The 531-nt window shown below is 65.2% G+C and carries 1 protein-coding gene; it reads right to left on the bottom strand.

Annotated features, from left to right (window positions below):
• Nucleotides 1-495: IS5 family transposase (locus ABD919_RS13800; protein ID WP_345236610.1), on the bottom strand; the 495-nt coding region annotated here is incomplete at its 3' end.
• Nucleotides 496-531: the final 36 nt, after the last annotated feature.

The raw sequence follows: 531 nt of genomic DNA, 5'->3' as shown, positions 1-531 counted from the left end.
GGCCAGGGCGGCCACTTGGGCCCGGTCCTGGGCGGTGGCCGGGGTAACGAGCGCGGCCAGCAAGTGGCCCAGCGTGTCAACCGCGACGTGGACCTTGCTGCCTTTGCGTCGTTTGGCCCCGTCGTAACCGGCCCGGTGGCCACTTTCGGGCGTGCTCTGCAGCGTGCGGCTGTCCAAGAGGATGGCCGAGGGCTCGGCCGGGCGGCCCTGCGCCGTGCGCAGCAGGTGGCGCAAATCGTCCACCATCGTCTCGAAACAGCGCGCGTCCAACCAACGGCGCAACTGCTGGTAGACCGCCGGCCAGGCCGGAAACTCGTGCGGCAAATACCGCCAAGGCACCCCGGTGCGGGCCAGGTACCGCACGGCATTGAATAACGTTCGCAGCGGATACTCCCGCTGGGGAGCGGCCTCGCTCATCAATGTCAGATAGGGCGCAGCAAATGCCCATTCCTCGTCCGTAACGTCACTTGGATAGGCTGGTCGGGGCTTTTTCATCCCCGAATTTCCTCAATAAGTCATTAACACCCTCTA

This window comes from Hymenobacter saemangeumensis (assembly GCF_039541835.1).
GTDB classification, from domain to species: domain Bacteria; phylum Bacteroidota; class Bacteroidia; order Cytophagales; family Hymenobacteraceae; genus Hymenobacter; species Hymenobacter saemangeumensis.
Note: the sequence above shows the minus strand (reverse complement) of the source record. Positions and strands in the feature narration are given on the sequence as shown.